At 71.5% G+C, this 22,712-nt stretch carries 17 protein-coding genes and 1 riboswitch; of the genes, 9 read left to right on the top strand and 8 right to left on the bottom strand.

Annotation, left to right across the window (positions count from 1 at the left end):
* Positions 1-26: 26 nt before the first annotated feature.
* On the bottom strand, positions 27-1,190 hold the full coding sequence (gene wecB, locus QSK26_RS25055; protein WP_285777684.1) for a non-hydrolyzing UDP-N-acetylglucosamine 2-epimerase: 1,164 nt from the start codon (positions 1,188-1,190) through the stop codon (positions 27-29).
* 160 nt (positions 1,191-1,350) lie between these two features.
* Between wecB and QSK26_RS25050 the strand changes: the two genes are divergently transcribed.
* The 9 genes from QSK26_RS25050 (at position 1,351) to hisC (ending at position 10,871) form a co-directional block, all read left to right on the top strand.
* Positions 1,351-2,904 carry a glycosyltransferase family 4 protein gene (locus tag QSK26_RS25050; protein ID WP_352244387.1) on the top strand — a complete coding sequence of 518 codons (1,554 nt, stop codon included), beginning with the start codon at positions 1,351-1,353 and terminating at the stop codon, positions 2,902-2,904.
* Positions 2,905-3,018: 114 nt separating this feature from the next.
* A complete protein-coding gene (locus QSK26_RS25045; RefSeq protein WP_285777682.1) occupies positions 3,019-4,281 on the top strand; it encodes a nucleotide sugar dehydrogenase in 1,263 nt (420 codons plus the stop codon).
* Between the two features lie 12 nt (positions 4,282-4,293).
* Positions 4,294-5,382, top strand: a complete 1,089-nt coding sequence (locus QSK26_RS25040; protein WP_285777681.1) for a glycosyltransferase — start codon at positions 4,294-4,296, stop codon at positions 5,380-5,382.
* A gap of 51 nt (positions 5,383-5,433) precedes the next feature.
* Complete coding sequence (locus tag QSK26_RS25035) at positions 5,434-7,215, top strand: DUF4434 domain-containing protein (RefSeq protein ID WP_285777680.1); 1,782 nt, start codon at positions 5,434-5,436, stop codon at positions 7,213-7,215.
* 102 nt (positions 7,216-7,317) lie between these two features.
* Positions 7,318-7,668, top strand: a complete 351-nt coding sequence (locus QSK26_RS25030) for a YbaB/EbfC family nucleoid-associated protein (RefSeq protein ID WP_285777679.1) — start codon at positions 7,318-7,320, stop codon at positions 7,666-7,668.
* A 5-nt stretch (positions 7,669-7,673) separates the two neighbouring features.
* The gene (locus QSK26_RS25025) at positions 7,674-7,976 is read left to right on the top strand and encodes a hypothetical protein (protein WP_285777678.1); all 303 of its coding nucleotides are present in this window, start codon (positions 7,674-7,676) and stop codon (positions 7,974-7,976) included.
* Positions 7,976-9,031, top strand: a complete 1,056-nt coding sequence (locus QSK26_RS25020) for a hypothetical protein (RefSeq protein WP_285777677.1) — start codon at positions 7,976-7,978, stop codon at positions 9,029-9,031. Before QSK26_RS25025 ends, QSK26_RS25020 begins: the two co-directional genes overlap by 1 nt.
* Before the next feature lie 61 nt (positions 9,032-9,092).
* Entirely contained in the window at positions 9,093-9,758 is a 666-nt protein-coding gene (locus QSK26_RS25015) for an NUDIX hydrolase (RefSeq protein WP_285777676.1), read from the top strand.
* 48 nt (positions 9,759-9,806) lie between these two features.
* Positions 9,807-10,871 (top strand): histidinol-phosphate transaminase, encoded by a 1,065-nt coding sequence (hisC, locus tag QSK26_RS25010; RefSeq protein WP_285777675.1) that lies wholly within the window; start codon positions 9,807-9,809, stop codon positions 10,869-10,871.
* A gap of 44 nt (positions 10,872-10,915) precedes the next feature.
* On the opposite strand, the gene QSK26_RS25005 is transcribed toward hisC, so the two are convergent.
* The 7 genes from QSK26_RS25005 to purD all read right to left on the bottom strand — a co-directional run bounded on the left by QSK26_RS25005 (position 10,916) and on the right by purD (position 22,471).
* A complete protein-coding gene (locus tag QSK26_RS25005) occupies positions 10,916-11,866 on the bottom strand; it encodes an EamA family transporter (RefSeq protein WP_285777674.1) in 951 nt (316 codons plus the stop codon).
* Between the two features lie 69 nt (positions 11,867-11,935).
* A complete protein-coding gene (locus QSK26_RS25000; RefSeq protein WP_285777673.1) occupies positions 11,936-13,066 on the bottom strand; it encodes an alkaline phosphatase family protein in 1,131 nt (376 codons plus the stop codon).
* Positions 13,067-13,175: 109 nt separating this feature from the next.
* On the bottom strand, positions 13,176-16,856 hold the full coding sequence (gene metH, locus QSK26_RS24995) for a methionine synthase (RefSeq protein WP_285777672.1): 3,681 nt from the start codon (positions 16,854-16,856) through the stop codon (positions 13,176-13,178).
* 18 nt (positions 16,857-16,874) lie between these two features.
* Positions 16,875-16,952: riboswitch (S-adenosyl-L-homocysteine riboswitch) on the bottom strand.
* Positions 16,953-17,388: 436 nt separating this feature from the next.
* Positions 17,389-18,678 carry a transcriptional regulator gene (locus QSK26_RS24990; protein ID WP_285777671.1) on the bottom strand — a complete coding sequence of 430 codons (1,290 nt, stop codon included), beginning with the start codon at positions 18,676-18,678 and terminating at the stop codon, positions 17,389-17,391.
* 199 nt (positions 18,679-18,877) lie between these two features.
* Positions 18,878-20,146, bottom strand: a complete 1,269-nt coding sequence (gene murA / locus QSK26_RS24985) for a UDP-N-acetylglucosamine 1-carboxyvinyltransferase (RefSeq protein ID WP_285777670.1) — start codon at positions 20,144-20,146, stop codon at positions 18,878-18,880.
* A gap of 158 nt (positions 20,147-20,304) precedes the next feature.
* Positions 20,305-21,138 carry a phosphoribosylaminoimidazolesuccinocarboxamide synthase gene (locus tag QSK26_RS24980; RefSeq protein ID WP_285777669.1) on the bottom strand — a complete coding sequence of 278 codons (834 nt, stop codon included), beginning with the start codon at positions 21,136-21,138 and terminating at the stop codon, positions 20,305-20,307.
* Positions 21,139-21,199: 61 nt separating this feature from the next.
* Positions 21,200-22,471, bottom strand: coding sequence for a phosphoribosylamine--glycine ligase (gene purD / locus QSK26_RS24975; RefSeq protein WP_285777668.1), 1,272 nt, complete (start codon positions 22,469-22,471; stop codon positions 21,200-21,202).
* Positions 22,472-22,712 lie beyond the last annotated feature (241 nt).

Raw genomic sequence — 22,712 nt, 5'->3', positions numbered from 1 at the left:
TCGCCTCTGTCGCTAGCGGGAGTGTGTCATCGTACGGCGGAAGCTGCGCCGAATGAGCTGTTTTGTGGGAAAACGGCCTGGGATGCGGGGGAGAGGTTGTCCCCCTTGAGCCAGGCGGCGATGACCTTGGCGATGCGCGGGCCGGCCGCGCCGTCCCACAGCGGCGGCAGCTCCCCGCTCGGCGTGGCCGAGCCGTCGGCCAGCGCCTTGTCCGCGGCGGCGGGCAGCAGCGCCGGGGTGACCAGCCGGTTGGTGCCGTGCGTGATGGTGATCGGCCGCTCGGTGTTGGGACGCACGGTCAGGCAGGGCACGCCCAGCATCGTGGTCTCCTCCTGCACGCCGCCCGAGTCGGTGACGACCAGCTTGGCGCCGCGCACCAGGGAGAGGAACTCCACATATCCCAGCGGGTCCACGATCGACAGGTTCCCCCCGGTGACCAGCCCGGCCGCGGCGAGGCGCTCCCGCCCGCGCGGGTGCAGCGGCACCACCACCGGGATCCGGCGGCTGACGTCGAGCACCGCGTCCACGAGTTCCCGGGCCGCCTCCGGGTCGTCCACGTTGGCCGGCCGGTGCAGCGTCGCCACCGCGTACTCCGCGGGCAGGCCCAGCCGCGCGCGCACCGGCTCGGGGTCGAGCAGCGGCAGCGCGGAGAAGAGGCTGTCGATCATGGGGTTGCCCACCAGGTGCACCCTGGCCGGGTCCACGCCCTCGTTCGCCAGGTGCGACAGCGCGTCGGGGGAGGTGGCGAAGAGCAGGTCGGAGAGCGCGTCGGTGACGACCCGGTTGACCTCCTCGGGCATGCCCCGGTCGAAGGAGCGCAGTCCCGCCTCGACGTGCGCGGTCGGGATGTGCAGCTTGGAGCACACCAGGATCGCGGCGAGGGTGGAGTTGACGTCGCCGTAGACCACCACGAGGTCCGGCTTCTCCCGCAGCACGACCTCTTCCAGGCCGACGAGCAGCGCGGCGGTCTGCCCGGCGTGACTGCCGGACCCGACGCCGAGGTTGGCGATCGGCTCGGGCAGGCCGAGGTCGGCGAAGAACACGTCCGACATCAGGGCGTCGTAGTGCTGCCCCGTGTGGATGATGCCCTGTCGCACGCCCAGCTCGCCCAGCCCCCGCACGACGGGGGCGGCCTTCACGAAGTTCGGCCGTGCGCCCAGCACATGCAGGACGAAGGCACCATCGCTCATTGACCTCGCCTTTCGGAAGCGGGTAGTCAAACGTTGCCTATGGTACGGTCACGGCGTGGTACCTGACGCCAGTCGGCCAGAGTCCCCCAAGGTTTCCCCCAGGTCGGCTCGCGCCGGCCTTCGTGGGCTGCTCAGGGGCTTCGTCCAGCACCCGGTGATCGTGTCGCGCGTCGTCGCCAGCCGGGTCAAGTCCGACCCCGTGCGGGTCGCCCAGGCGGCCGCGGACACCCTGCCGCCGAAGCTGCGCCCCGTCGTGGGCAGCGTCGCCTGGCCGGCCGCGCGGCGGTTCAAGCTGGTGGCGCGCCGGCTCGGCATGCGCATGGTCAAGGGCCCCTGGAACGACGCCAAAGAGCACTTCAACATGGGCCGGATGACCGAGGCCGCGACGGTGCTCCAAGGTCACACGAGGTATCCCTTCGTCAAGCGCAGGGCCGAGTACTACGCCGGTGAGCTGGCCGCGATCAGCCCGGACCCCATCCCGCCGAAGCCCAAGGTCATCATGGGCGAGCGGGTCGAGGGCCGCGTCCTGCACTGTGTCACGAACGCCCTGCCGTACACGCAGGCGGGGTACACCGTCCGCACGCACCGCATCGTGACCGCGCAGAAGGCGGCCGGGCTGGACCCGCACGTGGTGTCGAGCTGGGGCTGGCCGATGCTCCAGGGGCACGCGGACGCGGAGCCGTACGAGGAGATCGACGGCGTCCCGTACTACCGGCTGCTGCCCAGCGGCGAGGTGCCCTTCGAGACGCGCGGGCGCATGATCCGCGGCGCGAGCGAGGTGACCGAGCTGGTCAGGAAGCTGCGCCCGCAGGTCGTGCACGCGGCCACCGACCACCGCAACGGCTCGGTGGCGCTCGCGGTCAGGGAGCGCACGGGCACCCCGTTCGTGTACGAGGTGCGCGGCTTCCTGGAGGAGACCTGGGCCTCGCGCGACCCGGCCAGGATCGGCAGCGAGCGGCACCTGCTCCAGCGGGAGCGCGAGGCGTTCCTGATGCGCTCGGCGGACGCCGTCGTGACGCTCGCCGAGACGATGGCGACGGAGATCGTCGAGCGCGGGGTGCCGCGGGAAAAGATCTACCTGGCGCCCAACGCCGTGGACGACACGCTGCTCACCGCCGACTACGACGGCGCGGCCTTCCGCGCGCAGTACGGCATCGAGCCGGACGAGATCGTGGTCGGCTCGGTGTCCAGCATCGTGGCCTACGAGGGCTTCGCCACCCTGCTCAACGCCGCCGCGCTGCTGCGCGACCAGGGCACGCCGGTGCGGGTGCTGCTGGTGGGCGACGGCGCCGAGCGCCCGGCCCTGGTGGCGCAGGTGGAGGAGCTCGGTCTGGCGGACGCCGTGCTGCCCGGCCGGGTGGGACCCGAGGAGGCCCTCCAGGCGCAGGCCGCGATCGACATCTTCGTCTGCCCGCGCGAGGATCTGCGGGTCTGCCGGCTCGTCACGCCGCTCAAGCCGGTCGAGGCGATGGCGCTGGGCAAGCCGGTGGTGCTGAGCGACCTGCCCGCGCTGTCGGAGCTGGTCGGCTCGGACGGTGCCGGCATGCTGGTACCCGCGGGTGACCCGGCGGAACTCGCCAAGGCGCTGGCCCGGCTCCGCGAGGATCCGGCCCACAGAGCGGCGATGGGCGAGGCCGGCCGGGCCGAGGTCGCCGCCAAGCGCACGTGGAGCAGGGTGGCCGAGACCTACCGTGACCTGTATCGATCACTATGATTGCCATAATCGGTCCCGGATCTGATCGGTTCAATGGCATTAGGCGTGGCTTGTGCCGACTTGAGATAGCCTTTGCGACCATGAAGTGTTCTTTTGGGCTCCCCAGGGCAACACGTGAACAAGTTTGACCTCGCCGTTATCGGACTTGGGTACGTCGGTATGCCGCTGGCCAAGGAGGCCACAGCCGCAGGACTTCGGGTGGTCGGCTACGACGTCGACCCCGCGAAGGTAGACGCACTCAACGCCGGCCGTTCCTACGTCGACGACCTCACCGACGCCGACCTCGAGCACATGCTGGCGGGCGGGTTCTCCGCCACGCTGGACGAGTCCGTGCTCGCGGACAGCGATGCCATCGTCATCTGCGTGCCCACGCCGCTGGACGAGGACCACCGCCCCGACCTGTCGGCCGTCGAAGGCGCCACGAAGGTGGTCTCCCGCCACCTCACCGCCGGCACCCTCGTGGTGCTGGAGTCCACCACCTGGCCCGGCACCACCGACGAGGTGGCCCGCCCGCTGCTCGAGTCCTCCGGGCTCGTCGCCGGCCAGGACTTCCACCTCGCCTTCTCGCCCGAGCGCATCGACCCGGGCAACCCCAAGTTCGGCCTGCGCAACACCCCCAAGGTCGTCGGCGGCTACACCTCGGCCTGCCTCGACCGGGCCGCGGCCTTCTACGCGCAGTTCGTCGAGCAGGTGGTGTCGGTCAGCGGCACCCGCGAGGCCGAGATGGCCAAGCTGCTGGAGAACACCTACCGGCACGTCAACATCGCCCTCGTCAACGAGATGGCGATCTTCTGCGACGAGCTCGGCGTGAACCTGTGGGAGGCGATCGAGGCCGCGGCCACCAAGCCGTTCGGCTTCCAGAAGTTCCTCCCGGGGCCGGGCGTCGGCGGGCACTGCATCCCGGTCGACCCGAGTTACCTGTCGTACACGGTGCGCAAGCTCGGCTACCCCTTCCGGTTCGTCGAACTGGCCCAGGAGATCAACGAGCGCATGCCGGCCTACGTGGTCGCCCGCGTGCAGCGGCTACTGAACCGGCACAGGAAAGCCGTTAACGGCTCCAAAGTGGTGCTCCTCGGCGTAACCTACAAGCCCGACATCGCCGACGAGCGTGAGACTCCCGCGGTGCCCGTGGCGCGAGCCCTGCTCGAACTCGGTGCCGACCTCGCCTACGTCGACCCCTACGTCAAGGAGTGGGATGTGGACGGCACGGGGGTGCTGCGCGAGGAGAACCTCGCGGAGGCCGTGGCACAGGCCGACGTGACTCTGCTGCTCCAGCAGCACGCCTTGTTCGATCTGGCGCTCATCGAAGAGCGCGCGAAGCTGGTGCTCGACACCCGAGGCGTCCTCGCCGAGGGTGAACGCGTCGAGCGGCTCTAGGGGGTTCGGCGCGTGCACGTGCTCGTCATGACCGTGGTGCATCACCCTGAGGACGCGCGGATCCTGCACCGCCAGATCCGTGCGCTGGTGGACGCCGGTCATGAGGTCACGTACGCCGCGCCCTATACGGCGCGCGGGGTCGTCCCGCGCTCGTGGGTGAACGGCGTCGACCTGCCGAGGGCCGCCGAGCGCCGCCGGTTCGCCGCCGTACGCGCGGCGCGCAGGCTGTTCAAGCGGCTGCGCGACCAGGTCGACCTGGTGCTCATCCACGATCCCGAGCTGCTCTTCGCCGTCGTGGGCATGCGCAGGCGCCCGCCCGTGGTGTGGGACGTCCACGAGGACACTCCGGCGACGCTTTCGCTGAAGCCGTGGCTCCCCGCGCCGCTGCGCCCCCCCGTCCGCGCCCTGGCCCGCATGCTCGAAGGTACGGCCGAGCGCCACCTGCACCTCCTCCTCGCCGAGACCGCCTACGCCGGCCGGTTCCGGCAGGCGCACCTGGTCGTGCCCAACGAGACCTGGGTGCCGGACACGGTCACCGCCCCCGGCGACGACCGCGTGGTCTACCTCGGCTGGCTGTCGGAGGCCAGAGGGGTGCGCGAGGCCATCGAGGTGGCCAGGCTGCTCCTGCCGTACCGGGTCGTGGTCGAGCTGATCGGCTACGCCGACCCGCAGTCCAGGCCGCTGCTGAACCAGGCGGTCGCCGAGGGCGTGCTGGAGTGGCGCGACTTCATGCCCAACGACGAGGCGCTCAAGCGGCTCGACGGCGCGCTGGCCGGGTTGTCCCTGCTGCGTGACGAACCGAACTACCGGCACTCGATGCCGACCAAGATCGTGGAATACATGGCCCACGGCATCCCGGTGATCACCACGCCGTCACCCAGGGCCGTGGAGCTGGTGGAGCGTTACCACAGCGGGGTCGTGGTGCCCTGGCAGGACGCCAAGGCGGTGGCCCAGGCCGTCATCCAGCTCAAGACCGACGAGCGGGAGCGTCGCTCACAGGGAGCGCGCGGCTACTCGGCCGCACGGGCCAACCATCACTGGCCCAACTCCGCCCGCCGCTTCGTGTCGCAGCTCGAAGCCTGGGCCGGTGTGAAGCAGTAACGGGTTCCGTCGTTTATCTCCACCTGATCCATTGGACGGTATCTTCCTAAAGTGCGCTTGCTCACCGTCCTCCTAGGAGCGGCGATCATCGCCGCGGTCGCGGCAGTTGTCATAGTTCTTCCCTCTACTTCGGAGGAGCGGCGCAGCGCCGCCGGGAGCCCGGCGGCATCCTCTCCCACACCCTCGGCGGTCTTCACCGACTCCTGCGGCACCTTCGACACCGGCACCCGCACGCCGTACTCGGTGACCGGCTACTGGCTCGTCCCGACGTCCAACAAGTGCACCTGGCGCAAGCAGCTGGAGGCCATCCACAAGGTCGGCGGCGACACCGTCATCCGCCTGGGCACCGGCCTGCAACCGCGCGGCCTGGACGAGGAGGGGCACGTCCTGGCCAAGGACGGCGAGATCGACTCCAGGTACGAGGCGTGCGAGGAGGACGGGATGACCTGCATGGCGGCGGCCGAGCGGGACCTCAAGGCGGCCAACGCCAACAACCAGGTCACCTGGACCTACGTCTACCGCACCGACGAGCGGTTCGGCCCCGAGGTCTTCCGCTGCCCGCAGATGGAACGATCGATCGAGACCCCGAAGGCCGTCTTCTACCGGATCGTCCTTCCGGAGGACGGGTCCGACGACCCGGGCTGCGACTTCACCGGCAAGCCGCGCAACTACCACGTGATCCTGGTCGCGGCAGCCGTACAGGACAGCCTGACCGAGCTGCTCGACCTCGCCGACCGGTTCCACATGCAGGTCTTCCCCGCGCTGCCGCTGGCGCCGCGCGACCCGCTGGTGCAGACCCGCGCCGACCCGCAGCACATCGGCACGCTCACCACGCTCACCCGGCGCATCCTGCAGGACTACGGCGCGCGGTTGCGCGGTCGCGCCTCGCTGGGCGGCGTCTACCAGCCCTTCGAGCTCCAGTTGCGGGCGCTGACCGACGAGGATCCGACGCTGCGCGTCTACGCCGAGCAGCACGAGATCGTCGAGCAGGAGTTCCCCGGCAAGCCGATCCTGGTCAGCCCCTACCTCGACGCGCGGAAGCGGGTCGCCTTCGGCGCCAGCCCCGAGCAGGTGGCGCAGGGCTTCGAGGCGCTGGTCCGCACCGGCGTCGGCATCATCGCCCCGCAGGACAGCCGCGGCACCGGCAAGGTCGGCCTGTTCTGGCCCGACCAGAAGGACGAGCAGGTGGACGAGCGGCTGCGGTCCGTGGTGGGGGAGAGCAGCTACGACACGGCTTACCACGGTTCCACCCGGGACTACTACCGGGCGATGGCGCAGGCCAGGGCGGAGATGGTGCAGGACGGCTACAAGGTGCAGCTGTGGGCCAACGTCGAGGCGTTCGAGCCGTCGGGCACCCAGCCGTGCGGCAGCCAGGGCACCCGTGGCGCGACCGACAAGAAGCGGCTCGACGCCGCGGTGACTCTCGCCGGGCGGTACGTCTCCAAGGTCATCTCCTACATGTGGAGCGACTTCTTCACCTGCGGGACGCCGTCGCTGTCCCAGCAGATCGCCGCCGACTGGAACCGCCCGCTCGCGGTGGACGCCATCCGCAAGGGCCGGGGCATCCAGGACGGCCTGGAGGTCCGCGGCTACAACCTGGCGGGCACCCGGGTCCGTCTCACCTGGGAGGGGCTGGCGACGCCCAAGGTGGCCGACGTCGCGGCGGTCGGCTGGTACGACCCGGCGCCGGCGCCGGAGATGCCGTTCGGCGTGCACACGGCGTGGATCCCGGTCGACTGGGGTGAGGTGCCGGCGGGGACGTGGGTGCGGGTGGAGGTGTTCTCGGCCGACGGCAGGCCGGGCGCCGAACCGCTGCACGTGCGCGTCACGTGATCGGGAGCCTTGCGGACCGACCGAAACTCCTTATAGTTTTCCGTTACATTGATCCTTTCGCCCGCGTCAGGGCGAGATCGATGCAGTTCGGGAGGTATCCGGATGGCTGCTCAAGATGAGCCCGAAGGACCACGCGGGACCGGTGAGGCCGCCGCCGGCTGGGTGAGCGCCGAAGTCGGCGCCGACGGGCTGCTGGAAGGGCTGCGGCTCAATCCGCGCCTGCTTCGGTCCAGCTCCGACGAGCTCGCCGGGCACGTCGTGTCCGCCGTCCGCGCCGCGCAGCAGGACCGGCTCGGCAAGCTCGAAACGGCCGGCGACGAAGAGACCGCCGCGGGCGTCGACCCGGCCGAGCTGATGAGACGGCTGGACGACCTGGAGGCCCAGGCCGCCCTCGACTTCACCCGGCTGAACGCGGCACTGGACGAGACCCTGCGACGGATCCAGGAGAGCTGACGACCGTGGACGACGTCCGGGAGATCGACGCAGAGGGCCGGCGCGCCGCCGGGCGCGGCCTGCGCGAGCTGGCGGAGGAGCACGCGCTCCACCGGGCGCGGATGGACGGGATGGGCGGCGAGTCGCCGGTGCCCTATGACGAGGTCGCCGGACCCTACCGCGAGTTCCTGGCCTCCTACGTCGCCGGGTGGGACGAGGTGACCGGGCGGCTCGGCTTCGCCGGCGCCGGCCAGCTGGCCATGGCGGACACCGACACGCACACCGAGAACGCCAACGTCACCGGCGTCGCGCGGGTGATGGACGCCTGATGGGCGACGTCATGGTGGACACCGGCTACCGCGTGCTGGGGCTCGACCGGCTGCCCGATCTGCCCGACGTGGACCCCACGGCGTCCTCGTGGGAGAAGTCCGCCGCGGTGCACTCGCGGATCGCCACCGACGGTGGGGCGTACCAGCGGTACGCGGACGCCGATCGCGGCGAGGCGTCGGACGTCGCCCGTGCGAACGTGATGGGACAGGGCGGGGCGCTGGCCCAGGCGGCAGATCTCGCCGGGCGGGCGAACATCGCCGGCGGCGTGCTCAGGGTGGCCGGCGGCCTGCACGACTGGGCGAGCTCGAAGCTCACCTGGGCCGCCGGCGTCGGCGGCGCGGCGGTGATGCTCGCGCTCCAGCCCGGGGTGCGCGCCTTCGTCCTGCACCGGCTCGGCAAACTGGTCACGTGGGTCGTCAAGGCGCTGCGCACCGGCATGGGGAAGATCGGCGAGATGTTCGGGGCGCTCACCCGGCGCGGGGCGGCGAAACCGGACAGACCGGCCCTGGCGTCCAGGGTCCAGGCGGCCCGCACCTCGCTGCTGCACGCGGAGAGCGCCCTCAACGCCTCCCAGCGCACGCTGCTCAGGAACAAGGCGGAGTGGCAGCCGATCGCCGGGCAGATGCGGACCATGATGGAGGAGATCGCCAAACGGGGAAGGGCTCGATACACGGGCGGCGGGATCACCGGCATCCAGCGCTACGACTACTTCGAGAACTACGCGGGCGGCCTGCGCAACAACCGCCTCCTCACGCCGCAGGAGAGAGGGGCGCTCTACCCGGCCGAGAAGAGGCTCACGCAGCTCTGGCACCGCCTGCACGACCCCAGGTACGAGGCCGACATCGAGAAGGCGGTCGCGCACGTGGAGGACGCGCGGGACGTCGCCCTGAAGGATGCGGAGATCAGGCGGCAGTTCGAGAACCTCCGCGTGCAGGTGAACGCGCACGACAAGGACATGGCGGCACTCAAGGCCAGGGTGGACGCGGCCTACCGGGACATGCGCGGCGGCTCGGTGGTGACCGACTGGCATCCGGCCTATCTGGACCCGCTCTGACCGTTGACCGCTTCACACATGCGTCACCTGGTACCCGCTCACTCGGTGTAGCGTGCCTCACATGGTCCCGAACATCCCGGTCAGCGTGGACCTCGTCGTGCTCACCGTGCGCTGCCAGGCGCTCAGCGCGCTCGTCTGGCGACGCGACCATCCGCCCTACGTGGGCCGCTGGGCGCTGTCGGGCGGGTTCATCCACCTGGACGAGGATCTGCCCGCCGCCGCCGGCCGGGTGCTCGCCGAGCGGGCCGGGCTGCCGGGGGCGCCGGTCCACCTGGAGCAGCTCCAGACCTACGGCTACCCCGACCGCGACCCGCGCCAGCGGGTGCTCAGCGTCGCCTACCTCGGCCTCGCCCCCGACCTGCCCGCCTCCACCGAGGCGCACATGAGCTGGCAGCCCACCTCCGAGCTGCGCGAGATGGCGTTCGACCACCGCCGGATCATGATCGACGGCATCGAGCGGGCCAGGGGCAAGCTGGAGTACACCTCGCTCGGCGCCGCCTTCTGCCCGCCCGAGTTCACCGTGGCCGACCTGCGGCGGGTTTACGAGATCGTCTGGGGCCGCCCGCTCGACCCGCGTAACTTCCACCGCAAGGTGACCAAGGCCGAGGGCTTCCTGATGCCCACCGGCGGCACCACCACCCGCGACGGCGGCCGGCCCGCGAAGCTCTACCGCCGCGGCCCGGCCGAGCTGCTCCACCCGCCGATGCTCCGCTCCCTCAAGGAGTGAGCGCGCCCTCCGGGTCGTCACGCCACCCCTGCGTACTATCGTGAGGCCATGCCTCGTTTCCGCGCCATTTTGGACACCGTGCCCGCTTATCAGGCCGGTAAGAGCGTCACCTCCCCCGACGGCCGTTCCTACAAGCTGTCCTCGAACGAGACGCCGTACGAGCCGCTGCCCTCCGTGCTGGAGGCGATCGCGGCGGCGGCGCGCGAGGTGCACCGCTATCCCGACCCGGCTGCCGTGCGGCTCACCGAGACCATCGCCGCCCGGTACGGCGTGCCCGCCGAGCACGTCGCGCTGGGCCCCGGCTCCGTGACCGTCACCCAGCAGTTGCTGGCGACGCTGGCCGAGCCGGGCGCCGAGGTCGTCTACGCCTGGCGGTCCTTCGAGGCATACCCGCTGCTCGCCGACCTGGCCGGGGTCACGTCGGTGCGCGTCCCGCTGGCCGGCGAGTCGCACGACCTGGACGCCATGGCCGAGGCGATCACCGAGCGGACCCGCATGGTCATCGTGTGCTCGCCGAACAACCCGACCGGCACCGTGGTCCGCCGCGCGGAGCTCACCGCCTTCCTGGACCGGGTGCCACAGGACGTGCTGGTGGTCCTGGACGAGGCGTACCGCGAGTACGTGCGCGACGCCGACGTCCCCGACGGCCTGTCCCTGTACCGCGACCGCCCCAACGTGGCCGTCCTGCGCACCTTCTCCAAGGCGTACGGCCTGGCCGGTCTGCGCACCGGTTACATGATCGCGGCCGAGCCCGTCGCGACCGCCGTCCGCAAGGTCATGGTGCCCTTCGCCGTCAACCACATCGCCCAGGCCGCCGCGGTCGCCTCGCTCGCCGCCGAGGAGGAGTTGCTGGAGCGGGTCGAAGCGGTGGTCAAGGAGCGCACCCGGGTCCGCGAGGCGCTGCTCTCCCAGGGCTGGGAGGTGCCCTCCAGCGAGGCCAACTTCGTCTGGCTCCGGCTCGGCGAGGACACCGCCGCCTTCGCCGCCGCCTGCGCCGCCGAGGGCGTCGCCGTCCGCCCCTTCCACCCGGAGGGCGCCCGCATCTCCATCGGCGACCCCGAGGCCAACGACGCCTTCCTCAAGGCCGCCGCCGCCTTCAGAACCCGAGCCTGAGGACGCCTACCGTCGCCGGCCCCCGTCACCGCCTCACCCGCGTGTCACGCCGTGGACAGTTTCGGTTCGAGGTCGGGGTCGGGGGTGGCCTTGGGGCGGCGGCGTTCGGTGGAGACGACCAGGACGATGCCGATGACGATGATCAGGCCGGAGACCAGCATCATGCCGGTGACCGGCTCGCTGAGGATGAGGGCGCCCAGGATCACCGCGACCACCGGGTTGACGTAGGCGTAGGTGGAGACCAGGGAGATCGGGGCGTTGCCGAGGAGCCAGACGTAGGACGTGAAGCCGACGAGCGAGCCGACCAGGATCATGTAGGCCAGCGCCAGCCAGGAACGAGCGGAGATGTCCGCGAAGTTCACCTGCTCGCCGAGGAGGGAGCCGACCACGCCGAGGGCGACCCCGCCGCAGATCATCTCCACCACGCTGCCGGCGAACGGGTTGGCGGGCATCGGCAGGTAGGCCGACAGGAACGAGCCGATCGACCACGACACCGAGGCGACCAGGATGGTCACGATGCCGACCATGCTGGACGTGCCGCCGCCGCCGGTCAGCGACAGCACGGCGACGCCGCAGAACCCGACGAGGACGCCGGCCAGCGTGAGCATCCTGGGCCGGTCCCTGACGGCGATCCGGAAGATCACCAGCCACAGGGGGGTGGAGGCGACCAGCAGCGCGGCCAGCCCGCTGGAGATGTGCTGCTCGGCCACCGCCACCATGCCGTTGCCGCCGGTCAGCAGCAGGACGCCGATCAGCGCCGCGCTCCAGAACTGCTTCGCCGTCATCCTGAACGCCTGGCGGCCCGGCTTGACCAGCAGGACGAGCGAGAGCAGCGCCGCGGCCACCACGAACCGCATCGAACCGCTGAGCAGCGGTGGCACGGTCTCGATGACGATGCGGATGCCGAGGTAGGTGGAGCCCCACACCACGTAGACGATCCCGAGTGCCGACCAGATCATGATGCCCTTGCGGCGGTCAGCAGTGTCCTGATGCATGGCTCATGACACTATCGGTCCAGGCCGACAAATGGCTCGCAAATTACGGACCTGGCTCAAAAGGGATGTCTACCCGTAAGCGACGGCGAACGGGACGAGTTGTTCGGCCGAGGTGATGGAGCCGTGCTGGCCGATCAGGGCCGACTCGCGCGGCTCCGCCAGGCGTCGGACCATCCCGAAACCGCCCTTCGCGGCCACGAGGACGTCACCGATGCGGGGCCGTACCCGGTCGCTGACCGTGGGGCCGAACCAGCCGGCCTCGATCGCCTCCTCCCGGGTCGCCACCCAGGCCCGCGAGCCCACCTCCTCGCGCCACGCGGCCACCACATCCGGCGCCGTGCCGTCCGAGGTGTAGAGGTGCCGCGCCCGGACCTCGCCGCCCACCGCGCGGACGCCCGCGAGCAGGTGCGGCGCCTGCTCCAGGTCGAGCACGGACCCGTCCAGCCGGACCATGCCGTGGTCGGCGACCACGCCGAGCATGCCGCCCGGCGGCAGCCCGTCCGCCAGCGACTCCACCAGCCGGTCCACCTGGCGAAGCTGCATCCGCCACTCCGCCGAGCCGGGCCCGTAGAGGTGGCCCATGGCGTCGAGGTCGGCGTGGTAGGCGTAGCAGAAGCCGCGCGGGCCGCGTACGGCCCGCAGCGCCGCCGCCGCCAGGTCGCCCAGGGCGTGCACCCCGACGTAACGGCCGCCCCGCTGGACGGCGTTGGTGAGCGGCGTGCCGGCGAACTGCGCGGAGGAGACCACGGTCGCCTCGACGCCGGCCGCCGCGGCGCGGGCGAACGTCGTCGGCAGCGGCTGCACCTCCTGCGCGGGAAGCGTCTGCCGCAGGTCGACGCCCTCCGGGTGGGTGCGCCAGCGCAGCGCGTTCAGCATGCCGGTGCCGGGAAGGTCGAAGGTGTAGCCGGTCATGCCGTGCTCCCCGGTGGCCAGCCCCGTGCCGTACGCGGCCAGCCCGGCCACCGTCGTCGAGGGGAAGCCCACCTGGAACGGGGTGCGCGCGAGGGAGGTGAGCACCGGCGCGTCCTCGGGATGCGCTTCGAGCAGCTCCCAGCCGAGACCGTCGATCAGCAGCAGGCAGGCGCCCGACACCTCCGGCACGTCCACCGTGTTGTGGAACGCCGGAACGCCCAGTGCCGCGAGGATCGACGGGACGATCCGCCCGATGTGCGGTGTGTCACCGAAGACAGGTAGGTCCATGAGCCCCCCTCGACTCGCCGAGGAGTCTCCAAGGTAGCAAGAGCCGGGCGCCTGCCCCAGGGGCGGCTCGTCCGTCGTGCCGGACGGGCCGCCGTCAGCGGGCCGGGCGTCAGGGGGTGTAACCGAGGTTGGGCCGCAGCCAGCGCTCGACCTCGGTGAGGTCAAGGCCGCGCCGCCGGGCGTAGTCCTCGGCCTGGTCCCTGCCGATGCGGCCCACGGTGAAGTACCGCGACGCCGGGTGGGCGAAGAGCAGGCCGCTGACGCTGGCGGCGGGGGTCATCGCGAAGGACTCCGTCAGCCCCATGCCGAGCTCCTCGGCGCCGAGCAGGTCGAACAGGTCGCGCTTCTGGCCGTGGTCCGGGCTCGCGGGATAGCCGAACGCCGGGCGGATGCCGCGGAAGCGCTCGGCGTGCAGGTCCTCGATCAGCGGATCGGCGTCCGGCTCGTACCAGGTGCGCCGCGCCGCCAGGTGGATGTACTCGGCGAACGCCTCCGCCAGCCGGTCGGCGAGCGCCTTCACCATGATCGCCCGGTAGTCGTCCTGCTTCGCCTCGTACGCCGCCGCGAGCTCCTCGGCGCCGTGCACGGCCACCGCGAACCCGCCGAGATGGTCCCCGGCGGGAGCCACGTAGTCCGCCAGCGACCGGTTGGGCCGCCCCTCGGGCTTGGCCGTCTGCTGGCGCAGCATCGGCAGCCGCCGCTCCGCCCCCGCCACGTCGAGGACCAGGTCGTCGCCCTCGGCCCGCGCCGGCCAGAAGCCGTACGCGCCGCGCGCCTCGAAGGAGCCTTCGGCGATGATCTGGTCGAGCAGGGCGTTGGCGTCGTCGAACAGCTCCCTGGCCACCGGCTGGTCGAGGATCGCCGGATACTTCCCCTTCAGCTCCCAGGCGATGAAGAGGAACTGCCAGTCGATCATCGCCCGCAGCTCGGACAGGTCCGGCCGGATCGTGCGCACGCCGGTGAAACCGGGCACCGGCAGGTCGTCGAAGGGGACCTGCTCCCGGTTGTCCCTGGCCTGGGCGAGGGTCAGCAGCGGTCGCTGCTGCCGGTTCGCGTGCTGCTCGCGCAGCACCTCCTGCTCGGCGCGGTTGGCGACGTCGAGTTCCGCGGCGCGGCCCGGGTCGAGGAGGTCGGAGACGACGCCGACGACGCGGGAGGCGTCGAGCACGTGCACCGTGGTGCCGTCGTAGGCGGGGGCGATGCGGACCGCGGTGTGCTGGCGGGACGTGGTGGCGCCGCCGATCAGCACCGGCAGCTTCAGCCCGCGGCGCTGCATCTCGGTGGCGACGTTGACCATCTCGTCCAGCGACGGGGTGATCAGCCCGGACAGGCCCACCGCGTCCGCGCCCTCGGAGATCGCGGTGTCCAGGATGACCGAGGCGGGCACCATGACGCCGAGGTCGATGACCTCGTAGTTGTTGCAGCCCAGGACGACGCCCACGATGTTCTTGCCGATGTCGTGCACGTCGCCCTTGACGGTCGCGAGCACCACCTTGCCGTTGCCCCGCTCGCTCCCGGCGCGTCCCTCCAGCCGGGCCTGCTCCTTCTCGGCCTCCATGTAGGGCTCCAGGTAGGCCACGGAACGCTTCATCACCCGCGCGCTCTTGACCACCTGGGGCAGGAACATCTTCCCGGAGCCGAACAGGTCGCCCACCGTCTTCATGCCGTCCATCAGCGGGCCCTCGATCACGTCGAGCGGGCGGGCCGCCTGCTGCCTGGCCTCCTCGGTGTCGTCCTCGATGAAGTCGACGATGCCGTGCACCAGCGCGTGCGCCAGCCGCTTCTCCACCGGGGCCTCGCGCCAGGACAGGTCCACCGTGCGGCGGGTGCCGCCGTCGCCGCTCACCGTCTCGGCGAAGGAGACCAGCCGGTCGGTGGCGTCGGGACGCCGGTCGAAGAGCACGTCCTCCACGAGTTCGAGGAGGTCCTCCGGGATGTCCTGGTAGACCGCGAGCTGGCCGGCGTTGACGATGCCCATGTCCAGCCCGGCGCGCACGGCGTGGAACAGGAACGCCGAGTGCATCGCCTCGCGCACCACGTCGTTGCCGCGGAAGGAGAACGACAGGTTGGAGATGCCGCCGCTGGTGAGCGCCCCCGGGCAGCGTCGCTTGATGAGCGGCAGGGCGTCGATGAACGCCTTGGCGTAGCCGTTGTGCTCGGCGATGCCGGTGGCGACCGCGAGCACGTTGGGGTCGAACACGATGTCCTCGGCGGCGAACCCGGCCCGCTGCGTGAGCAGGTCGTAGGCCCGGCCGCAGATCGCCACCTTGCGCTCGGTGGTGTCGGCCTGCCCCTGCTCGTCGAAGGCCATGACGACCACGCCGGCGCCGTGGCTGCGGATCCGCCTGGCCTGTTCGAGGAAGAGCTCCTCGCCCTCCTTCAGGCTGATCGAGTTGACCACGCCCTTGCCCTGCACGCACTTGAGCCCGGCCTCCAGCACGCTCCACCGCGAGCTGTCGATCATGATCGGGATCCGGGCGACCTCGGGCTCGGTGGCGATCAGGTTGAGGAAGGTCGTCATGGCCTGCTCGCTGTCCAGCAGGTCGGCGTCCATGTTCACGTCGAGCAGGTTGGCCCCGCCGCGCACCTGCTCCAGGGCGACGTCCACGGCGGCCTGGTGGTCGTCGGCCTCGATCAGGCGGCGGAACCGCGCGGAACCGGTGACGTTGGTCCGCTCGCCGATCATGACGAAGCCGGTGTCCGGGCCGATCTCGAAGGGCTCCAGGCCGCTGAACCGGGTGTGCCCGGAGGGCGCGGGGAGGGCGCGCGGTTCGAGGCCGGCGACGGCGGCCGAGATCTGGGCGATGTGCGCGGGCGTGGTGCCGCAGCAGCCGCCGACGATGTTGGCCAGCCCGGACGCCGCGAAGTCGCCGACCAGCCGGCCGGTCTCCTCCGGCGTCTGGTCGTAGCCGCCGAACGCGTTCGGCAGGCCGGCGTTGGGGTGGCAGGCGGTGTAGGTGCCGGCGAGGCGGGACAGCTCGGTGAGGTGCGGGCGGAGCTCCTCGGCGCCCAGCGAGCAGTTCAGGCCGACGACCAGCGGGTCCGCGTGCTCGACCGAGCTCCAGAACGCCTCGACGGTCTGCCCGGACAGGGTGCGCCCGCTCAGGTCGACGATCGTCACCGAGATCCACAGCGGCAGGTGCGGGGCGACGTCCCGGGCGGCGGCGATCGCGGCCTTCGCGTTGAGCGTGTCGAAGATCGTCTCGACCATCAGCAGGTCCACCCCGCCCTCGGCGAGCGCCGCCACCTGCTCGGCGTAGGAGGCGTAGACCTGGTCGTAGGACACCGCCCGGTAGGCGGGGTCGTCCACCCGCGGGGACAGCGAGAGCGTGACGTTCAGCGGCCCGATCGACCCGGCCACGAAACGCCCGCCGGCCTCGTCCGCCGCCTGCCGGGCGAGGCGGGCGGCCTGGAGGTTCATCTCCCGGGTCAGGTGCTCCAGCCCGTAGTCGGCCTGGCCGATGCTCGTCGCGGTGAAGGTGTTGGTGGTCGTGATGTCCGCGCCCGCCGCGAGGTACTGACGGTGGATGTCGAGGATGACATCGGGCCGGGTGAGGTTGAGCAGGTCGGGGTCGCCCGTGACGTCCTTGGGGTGGTCGCCGATCAGGTCGCCGCGGTAGTCGGCGGGGGTGAGCCCCACCCGCTGGAGCATCGTGCCCCACGCGCCGTCGAGCACCGCGACCCTGCGGCCCAGCATCTCGCGCAACGCCGCCGTGCCACCGCGCTCCTGCTGGACGTGGTCGTCGCTGTGGTCGTGGCCGCGCTCGCCGCGGATCGAAGTCGTGCCCATCGGATCACCTCCCGTTTGAGTGGGAGGCGCCCTTGTCCGGTGGTCGTCAAGGCCGAGCGTGGCGGACCGGAGCCCGTTGCAGCGCCTCTCGACCTGTCATCGAGACTACCAAGGGGACGGCGTGTCGTCGCCCCGGGAGGCGAAGATCGGCCGGAGACACCGGGGCTCCAGCGCCCGTTTCCCATTTTTGGTGCTGTCCGGATCGGACACTCGGGGTATCGCCGCAGGCCGCGTCCACACCCCCGCCCGCCGCACGGTCAACCGGGTCCGGAACCCGGTGTTTCCGGCCTGGATCAAGGCCGTGACCTCGGACGACACCTGACATGCCGCACCTCGGACAAGAAGTCAAACCGGCCAGTCAGGTTCGGGAAATGGCAATTACCGAAGTGACCGCCGGGAGAACTCCGGCCTAATGGCGGCGAGCGGCCGATGAATGGCCGGGAATGGTGTCCGGCGGGAAAAGACGCTTTATCGGCCGCCGGGGCACGGCTTCGCCGGGTCCACGCGGGCGCGGACCCGGCGAAAGACCGGCCTAGCGTGTGCCCAGCTTCTCCACGATCAGCCGGTAGAGCTGGCGCGGGCGGCCCGGCTGGGGGGTGCGGTTGGGCGGCAGCGGCCACGCGAGTCCCTCGTCAACCAGCGTGCGCAGCAACCGCCGTGCCGTACGCGGGGTCACACCGAGCATGCGGCCGGCGCTCTCGGCGTCGACCACGGTGTCCCCGCCCTCCAGTTTGGCCGCGAGGCGTGCCAGCACCTCCACGCCCTTGGGCTTGATCGGCCCGGAGCCCGCGGGGGGCATCCGGGGCGCCGGGATCAGCGCGCGGCCCTCGCGGTCCACCGCGAAGCCCTGCGCCTGCTTGCCCGCCTGGGTGCGGGCGAGCGCCGCCCTGGCGTGGCTCTCGGCGTCGTGCGTCGTACGGCCCATGCCGACGCCCACCTCGACCGCGAGACCCAGCTCGTCCCTGATCCGGCCCGCGAAGGGCAGGATGCGGAACCCGTCGGTGGCCGAGGCCACCGAACCGCGGGTGGCGGTGACGAGATAGCTGTGGTCGTCGATCGGCCACACCGTCGCGTTGATCCGATTGGCCTCCTGCACCAGGAGCCGGTGCAGGGACAGGCGTAACTCGTCGCGCCAGTAACGCGGCGCCGCCCGCCGTACCGGCTCGCGCAGCGTCGGCACCTCCACCACGACCACCGTGAGCTGGGACTCCTCCAGCCGGTGGTGGGCGCCGAGCAGCGCCGCGGTGTGCAGTGCCGTACGGACCGCCGCCGACGTCGGCCTGACCCGGATCACCGGGATCGCCGCCGCCTGCAGCCGTTCCGCCACGGCGGGCAGACACGTCAGGGCGCCGCTGGTGGCGCCCTGCCGGGCCAGCCGTTCGTGATACGCGGCGATCGTGCCGGTGGCGCCGGGTTCGTCCCGGCTGTGCACCTCGGCGCTCGCCAGGCCGAGATCCGAGTACGCCTCCTCGACATCCGCCCGGGTCAGCACGTCGATGCTGACCCGTTGCGGATCGATGCGCTCGTCCAGTGCCGCCTTCGCGAGTGCCGCCACCAGCGCCGCCCCGCCGAGCTGTACGTAGGTCGCGGGCATCGTCAACACGCCCGACCGTCTCGCCAGCTCGTAGGGAACCGGGCTGGCGAACAGGCACGCGTCGACGCCCGGTCCCAGCCGTGTCACCTTGTCGGCCGCCTCTTGCTCGTCCCTGTAGGCGGCCGCCACGAGGCGGCACGGCAGCGGCGCCGCGGCATGCCCCATCAGCATCACGCGCTCGACCAGATCATGGGGCCCCACCACGCCGATGGTGAGATCCGGTGTCATGGCGCCCGGGCGTGACACTCGGGGTGTTTCTTCGCCCCGCTCCACCAATGTTCGTCCCATCCTGCCGTCCGTTGCAGTGCTCTCTTTTGGAACGATCGCTCGCGAGGGCCATAATGTCACGCCCGGATTTTCCGGAATACGGTTCGACAGACCGCTAGTCGTGGTAAAGCTACAGGTCAGAGCCGTAAAGTGGCTGTTTTCAAGTGGGTGAAACTTCTCTCCGGACATCCGCCCCCAGAGCCTGCATCCGGTCGGCCAGATGCGAGTGGCCGCGGTCGATCAAATACCCGTTCGAGATCATGGTCTCGCCCTCGGCGGCCAGGCCGGCGAGCACGAGGGCGATGCCGGACCGCAGGTCGTGCGCGGTCACCTCGGTGCCGGTGAGCGGCGTCGGGCCGTGCACGACGGCCCTGCTGTCCTGCACCTCGATGTGCGCGCCCATCTTGTTCAGCTCGCCGGCGAGGGCGAAACGGCCGTCGAAGATGCGCTCGTGGATGTAGCTGGCGCCGTCGGCGAGGCACGCCACGGTCATGATCGGCGACTGGAGGTCGGTGGCGAAGCCGGGGTAGGTGTCGGTGATCACGTTGATCGGGCGGAGCGCCCGGTCCCTGCGCACGTGCAGCACCGCGCCCTGTTGGTGGAACTCCACGCCCATCTGCTCCAGCTTCCACCGGACCACGCCGAGGTGCTCCAGGTCGGCGCCCACCAGGTGGACCTCGCCGCCGCTGATCGCCGCCGCCATCGCGAAGACGCCCGCGTCGAGCCGGTCCGGCATCACGGTGTGCTCGACCGCGCGCAGCTCCTCGACGCCCTCGACCGTGATGAACCCGGTGCCGCCACCGGTGATCTTCGCGCCCATCCGGGAGAGCATGTCGATGACGTCGAGCACCTCGGGCTCCAGCGCGGCGTTCTCGATCACGGTGGTGCCGCGGCCGAGGGCGGCGGCCATGATGAGGTTCTCGGTGCCGGTGTGCGAGGGGGTGTCGAGGTAGAGCGGGGCGCCGGTGAGGCCCGCCGCCTTGACGTGGATGACGGTGTCGCCCTCGTCCACCACGGCGCCGAGACGCTTGTAGCCCAGGTAGTGGAAGTCGAGGTTACGGCTGCCCAGATTGCAGCCGCCGACGCCCTCGATGACCGCCTCGCCGAGCCGGTGCAGCAGCGCCGGTACGAAGAGCACCGAGCCGCGGAACCGGCGCGCGATCTCGGCGGGCAGCACCGGGCTGCGCACGCCGGAGGCGTCGATCACCAGCGTCCGCTCGGCCTCGTGCAGCTCGACGCGGGCGCCCACGGACTGGGCCAGCTCCACCGCACGCCGGACGTCCTCGATGATCGGCACGTTGCGCAGCACCGTGCGACCCTCGGCCGCCAGCAGCGCGGCACCGATCATGGGCAGCACGGCGTTCTTCGCACCCTGGATGAAGGCGGTCCCCTGCAGTGCGTTGCCACCGCGCACGCGGTAACGGATCATTCGCGTCAAGCTCCTTGCCAGTTACGGATGTGAATCGTCGAGGCGGCAGCGGACGTGACTCGTGCGATCGAGTGAAGCGCCGGCCGGGTTACCCGCGCCCACAGTAGCCGTTATGCGGCGCTGAACCGGCCGAATCGCGCCTCCCGGGCGCCGACCCCTTATCCGGTGAAGGTGCGGCCCGTAAGGCGCTCATACGCCTCCACGTAGCGCTGCCGGGTACGCTCCACGATCTCGCCGGGCAGCGGCGGCGGCGCCTCGCCGGAGGACCTGTCCCAGCCGGACGCGGGGGACAGCAGCCAGTCGCGGACGAACTGCTTGTCGAAGGACGGCTGGGCCCGCCCCGGCGCCCACTCGTCCAGCGGCCAGAACCTGGACGAGTCGGGCGTCAACACCTCGTCGCCGAGCGTCAGCACACCCTCGGCGTCCCAGCCCAGCTCGATCTTGGTGTCGGCCAGGATGATGCCGCGCTCGCGGGCGATCTCCGCGCCGCGGGTGTAGACGGCCAGGGTGATCCTGCGCAGTTCACCGGCGGTCTCCTGGCCGACCTCGGCCACCACCCGCCGGAAGTCGATCGGCTCGTCGTGCTCGCCGGCCGGCGCCTTGGTGGACGGCGTGAAGATCGGCTCGGGGAGGCGGGAACCGTCCTGGAGGCCGGGCGGCAGCCGTACGCCGGAGACCTCGCCGGTGGCGCGGTAGTCGGTCAGGCCGGAACCGGCGAGATAGCCGCGGGCCACGCACTCCACCTGGACCATGCGCAACGGCCGGCACAGCATGCTGCGGCCGTCCGCACCGGCGGACAGCAGGTGGTGCGGCACGATGTCGGCGAGCCGCTCGAACCACCAGATCGACAGTTGGGTGAGGATCTTGCCCTTGTCGGGGATCTCGGTTTCCAGGACGTGGTCGAACGCGGAGATCCGGTCCGAGGCGACCATCAGCAGGCCGTCCCCGGCCTCGTAGAGATCGCGGACCTTCCCCGAATGCAGGTGCTTCACCGGCCCCAGTCTGCCAGGGCCCCCGCCGAGCCCCGAACGGAACCCGGGCCCCGGCCGGCCGTCAGAGGGTGCCGTCGGTGGCGGTGCTGGCGGCGGCCCTGGCGGCGATGTCGGTCCGGTGGTGGCCGCCGCGCAGCCGGATCCTGCCCAGCGCCTCGTACGCGACCGCGCGGGCGGCCGTGAGGTCCTGCCCGGAGCCGACCACGTTGAGCACCCGGCCGCCCGCCGACACGACGCGGCCCTCCTCGTCCAGCGCGGTGCCGGCGTGCAGCACGTAGGCGTCCTCGACGTCGTCGCCCAGGTCGTCCAGGCCCTCGATGACGTCGCCCCTGACCGGGTCGGCCGGGTAGTGCTCGGCCGCCAGCACGACCGTCACCGCCGCGCCGCCGCGGTAGGTCAGCGGCGGGAAGTCCGCGAGCGTGCCGGTGGCGCAGGCCATCAGCAGCCGGGCGAACGGGGTGGCCAGCCGGTCCAGCACGACCTGGGTCTCCGGGTCGCCGAAGCGCGCGTTGAACTCGATCACCTTCGGTCCGTCCGCGGTCAGCGCCAGCCCCGCGTAGAGCACCCCCGTGTACGGCGTGCCGCGCCGGGCCAGCTCGGCGACCGTGGGCAGCACGACGGACTCCATGACCTCGTCGGTCAGGCTCGGCGGCGCCCACGGCAGCGGCGTGTAGGCGCCCATGCCGCCGGTGTTGGGCCCCTCGTCGTGGTCGTAGGCGCGCTTGAAGTCCTGCGCGGGACGCAGCGCCACGGCGGTCGTGCCGTCGCACAGGGCGAACAGCGACACCTCGGGCCCGTCGAGAAACTCCTCGACCACGACCCGCTCGCAGGAGGCGGCGTGCGCGAGCGCCTCGGCGCGGTCGCGGGTCACCACCACGCCCTTCCCGGCGGCGAGCCCGTCGTCCTTCACCACGTACGGCGGGCCGAACTCGTCCAGGGCGGCGGCCGTCTCCTCGGCCGTGACGCAGGTGCGCGCGCCCGCCGTCGGCACTCCGGCGGCCACCATCACCTCTTTGGCGAACGCCTTGGACCCCTCGACCCTGGCGGCCCGCGCCGACGGGCCGAAGCAGGGGATGCCCGCCTCGCGCACCGCGTCCGCCACGCCGGCGACCAGCGGCGCCTCCGGGCCGATCACCACGAGGTCGGCGGCGATCCCCTTGGCCAGCGCCGTCACCTCGGCGGGGTCGGTCGCCCGGACGGGATGCAAGGTGGCGACCTCCGCTATCCCGGCGTTCCCCGGGGCGCAGTGCACCTCGCTCACCTGGGAGTCGGACCCGATCGCCCGGCACAGGGCGTGCTCGCGGCCGCCGCCGCCAATCACAAGAACGCGCACCCACCGACCCTATCGGCCCGCCACCCCCACCGCCCCCGCCGACCACCCCTCCCACCCACCCCGCCCGCGTGCACCGCCGCGAAGGGGCCCCGTCTCGTCCTGCCGGGAGGCGCCGGGCCGTCGCCGTACCCCCGCTGTCCGAAAGGTGAATGTTCGGGGGCGGGGCGAACCTGCCGGGTGACGGGGGCGTCGAAAAGGGTGCTTGGTCGGTCGGTCGTGCCGGGAGGCGGGATGTTCGTCT

This window comes from Microtetraspora sp. NBRC 13810 (assembly GCF_030268685.1).
Lineage (GTDB): Bacteria > Actinomycetota > Actinomycetes > Streptosporangiales > Streptosporangiaceae > BSRQ01.
This window is presented reverse-complemented; position numbering and strand designations above follow the sequence as displayed.

What these genes read in the sequence shown, in the direction of transcription:
- hisC (WP_285777675.1), top strand. Translation starts at nt 9,807, where the DNA reads ATGCCTCGTTTCCGCGCCATTTTGGACACCGTGCCCGCTTATCAGGCC.
- wecB (WP_285777684.1), bottom strand. Translation starts at nt 1,190, where the DNA reads ATGAGCGATGGTGCCTTCGTCCTGCATGTGCTGGGCGCACGGCCGAAC.
- QSK26_RS25005 (WP_285777674.1), bottom strand. Translation starts at nt 11,866, where the DNA reads ATGCATCAGGACACTGCTGACCGCCGCAAGGGCATCATGATCTGGTCG.
- QSK26_RS25020 (WP_285777677.1), top strand. Translation starts at nt 7,976, where the DNA reads ATGGGCGACGTCATGGTGGACACCGGCTACCGCGTGCTGGGGCTCGAC.
- QSK26_RS24990 (WP_285777671.1), bottom strand. Translation starts at nt 18,678, where the DNA reads ATGACACCGGATCTCACCATCGGCGTGGTGGGGCCCCATGATCTGGTC.
- metH (WP_285777672.1), bottom strand. Translation starts at nt 16,856, where the DNA reads ATGGGCACGACTTCGATCCGCGGCGAGCGCGGCCACGACCACAGCGAC.
- QSK26_RS25015 (WP_285777676.1), top strand. Translation starts at nt 9,093, where the DNA reads ATGGTCCCGAACATCCCGGTCAGCGTGGACCTCGTCGTGCTCACCGTG.
- murA (WP_285777670.1), bottom strand. Translation starts at nt 20,146, where the DNA reads ATGATCCGTTACCGCGTGCGCGGTGGCAACGCACTGCAGGGGACCGCC.
- QSK26_RS25000 (WP_285777673.1), bottom strand. Translation starts at nt 13,066, where the DNA reads ATGGACCTACCTGTCTTCGGTGACACACCGCACATCGGGCGGATCGTC.
- QSK26_RS25030 (WP_285777679.1), top strand. Translation starts at nt 7,318, where the DNA reads ATGGCTGCTCAAGATGAGCCCGAAGGACCACGCGGGACCGGTGAGGCC.